Genomic DNA, 3,119 nt, shown 5'->3' with positions numbered 1-3,119 from the left:
GGTTAATCCCGCCCCGGTCCCGCCCCGCGGTCCGGCCGCTCCCGTTCAGTCCTTCCGGCTCAGCCGCTCCCGCTCGGCCGGTCCGCCCGGCCACACGCCCGCGCCGAGGACCCGCACCCCGCCGGACGGGGTGACCACGGCGTCCACCGGCCGGTCGTGCGGCTCGGCGGGCAGCGACTCCACGAACTCCTCGTCGTGGACCAGGGCGATCGCCGGGGTGTGCGGGCCCTTGCGGGCCAGCGCGCGGTCGTAGCACCCCGCGCCGCGCCCCAGGCGCGTCCCCCGCCGGTCCACGGCCACGGCCGGGCAGACCACCGCGTCGGCCCGGGCCAGCGCGTCGGGCCCGTAGCGGCGGCCCACGGGCTCCAGCAGCCCGTGACCGGCCGGGGCCAGGGAGTCCGGCCCGTCGAAGGCCGCCCAGTCCAGTTCGCCGCCGGGCAGGAACACGGGCAGCAGCACGTAGGCGCCGCGCTTCCACAGCGCCGCCACCAGCTTGCGGGTGTCGGGCTCGCCGCCCACGGAGTAGTAGCAGGCGACCGTCCCGCCCATGGCCAGCCACGGGACGTCCAGCAGCGCGTCGCGGACCGCCGACCCGGCCCGGGCGCGCTCCTCGGGGCCCCGGGCGCGCCGCCGCTCCAGGAAACCCCTCCGCAGCCCGGCCTTGGCCTCACGCAGTCCGCTCTCGCCCATGGCCCCAGTGTGGCACCGCCCCGACCCGGCCGGTTGCCCCGTGCGGTGAACAAGCGGTGGCGGTCCACCCTCCGCCACCCGAAACCATCCGTACTTCTTGGCGCCCTCCTGTGTGTGCAGGCGCGGAGACGGCCGACCGCTGGCCTAAAGTGCCGACATGAACGACTCCACCGACCACAAGCGACCCTCCGGTTCCGTGTCCGTCACGAAGGCGGTCGTACCCGCCGCGGGCCTGGGCACGCGCTTCCTGCCCGCGACCAAGGCCACGCCCAAGGAGATGCTGCCGATCGTGGACAAGCCCGCGATCCAGTACGTCGTGGAGGAGGCGGTGGCCGCCTCCCTCCAGGACGTCCTGATGATCACGGGACGCAGCAAGCGCTCCATCGAGGACCACTTCGACCGGGCCTACGAGCTGGAGGAGGCGTTGGAGGCCAAGGGCGACGACGCCCGGCTGCGCTCGGTGCGCGAGTCCAGCGACCTCGCCCAGGTGCACTACGTCCGCCAGGGCGAGCCGCGCGGCCTGGGCCACGCGGTGCTGTGCGCGGAGGCGCACGTCGGTGACAACCCCTTCGCCGTCCTGCTGGGCGACGACCTCATCGAGTCCGCCGACCTGCTGCGCCGCATGATCGAGGTGCGCGAGCGCCACGGCGGCAGCGTCGTCGCCCTCATGGAGGTGGAGCCCGAGCAGGTGTCCCTGTACGGGTGCGCGGGCATCGAGCCCACCGACGAGGACGACGTCGTCACCGTTACCGACCTGGTCGAGAAGCCCGCCCCCGAGCAGGCGCCGAGCCGCTGGGCGATCATCGGCCGCTACGTCTGCGACCCGGCGGTCTTCCCCGTCCTGCACGAGACCCCGCCCGGCCGGGGCGGTGAGATCCAGCTGACCGACGCCCTGCGCGAGCTGGCCCGGCGCAAGCCCGAGGACGGCGGTACGGTGCACGGCGTCCTCTTCCGCGGCCGCCGCTACGACACCGGCAACAAGGCCGACTACATCCGCACGGTCGTGGACTTCGCCTGCCGGCGCCCCGACCTCGCCGACGAACTGCTGCCCTGGCTGAGCGACTTCGTCGACCGCGCGCGGGCCCAGCGCCCCTGACCGGGACTCCCGAGCGCCCCGACCGGGGCCCGGCGCACCGCATACGGGGCCGGACGCGGCAAGAATGGGGCGCGAGCCGTCTCCTGAGGGAGGGGAGGCGGGGCCACCACAGGAACCGCGAACCGGGAGGAACCCCCGTGAAGAGCGTCGAACAGCACATCGCCGATGTCCTGGCACTGATCCCCGACCCCGTGCCGACCGAGCTGGACCTGCTCCAGGCACACGGCGCCGTGCTGGCCGAGGCCGTCACCTCGCCCGTGTCGCTGCCGGGCTTCGACAACTCGTCCATGGACGGGTACGCGGTGCGCGCCGCGGACCTGGAGTCGGCCTCGCCGGACCACCCCGTGCGGCTGCCGGTCGTGGCCGACATCCCGGCGGGCGACCCCTCCCCGACCGCGGTCCTGCCGGGCAGGTCCGCCCGGATCATGACCGGCGCGCCCATGCCCTCGGGCGCGGACGCGGTGGTCCCGGTCGAGTGGACCGACGGCGGCACGGCCAGCGTGACCTTCGACCGGCCGGTGAAGGAGGGCAACGCCGTGCGCCGCGCGGGGGACGACGTCACCGCGGGCGCCACCGTGCTGCGGCCGGGCGTGCGCATCGGCCCGGGGGAGATGGGAGTCCTGGCGGCCGTCGGGCGCCGTTCGGTCCCGGTCTACGCCCGCCCCCGCGTGATGGTGCTCTCCACCGGCGAGGAGCTGGTCGAGCCCGGGCGCCCGCTCGGCCCCGGCCAGATCTGGGAGTCCAACAGCTTCATGATCGCCGCCGCCGCGCGTGACGCCGGGTGCGAGGTGCACCGCCACGGGTTCGTGGGCGACCACCCTCAGACGGTGCGCGACACGCTGGACGACCTGCTGGTGCGCGCCGACATCGTGGTGACCACGGGCGGCGTGAGCATGGGCGCCCACGACGTGGTCAAGGAGGTGCTCACCCGCGAGGGCACCGTGGAGTTCGTCCAGGTGGCGATGCAGCCGGGCAAGCCCCAGGGCTTCGGCGTGATCGGCCCGGACCGGACCCCCATCATCACGCTGCCCGGCAACCCGGTGAGCGCCTTCGTGTCCTTCCAGGTCTTCGTCCGGCCCGCGCTGCGCCGCCTGCGCGGGCTCGACCCCCGGCCGCTGCCGAGCATGCGCGCCCTGCTCACCTCGCCGGTCACCTCCCCGCCCGGGCGCCGCTCCTTCCTGCGTGCGGTGCTGGAGGAGTCCCCCTACGGGCGCGACGCCGAGCCCACGGTGTCCCCGGCCTCGCACCAGGGCTCGCACCAGCTGTCCGCCCTGGCCGGGGCCAACGCGTTCGTGGTGGTGCCCGAGGAGGTGACAGAACTGGCCGCGGGCAG

General features: G+C 74.9%; 3 protein-coding genes. 2 read left to right on the top strand and 1 reads right to left on the bottom strand.

Annotation, left to right across the window (positions count from 1 at the left end; translation table 11 throughout):
* Positions 1–45: 45 nt before the first annotated feature.
* The gene (locus DQW06_RS20335) at positions 46–690 is read right to left on the bottom strand and encodes a 5-formyltetrahydrofolate cyclo-ligase (protein ID WP_019609860.1); all 645 of its coding nucleotides are present in this window, start codon (positions 688–690) and stop codon (positions 46–48) included.
* 157 nt (positions 691–847) lie between these two features.
* Between DQW06_RS20335 and galU the strand changes: the two genes are divergently transcribed.
* Positions 848–1,786, top strand: a complete 939-nt coding sequence (galU, locus tag DQW06_RS20330) for a UTP--glucose-1-phosphate uridylyltransferase GalU (protein WP_013155090.1) — start codon at positions 848–850, stop codon at positions 1,784–1,786.
* 137 nt (positions 1,787–1,923) lie between these two features.
* A partial coding sequence (gene glp / locus DQW06_RS20325) for a gephyrin-like molybdotransferase Glp (RefSeq protein ID WP_157983517.1) occupies positions 1,924–3,119 on the top strand: 1,196 nt, incomplete at its 3' end.

The sequence above is a fragment of the Nocardiopsis sp. TNDT3 genome, from assembly GCF_003427465.1.
Lineage (GTDB): Bacteria > Actinomycetota > Actinomycetes > Streptosporangiales > Streptosporangiaceae > Nocardiopsis > Nocardiopsis dassonvillei.
Note: the sequence above shows the minus strand (reverse complement) of the source record. Positions and strands in the feature narration are given on the sequence as shown.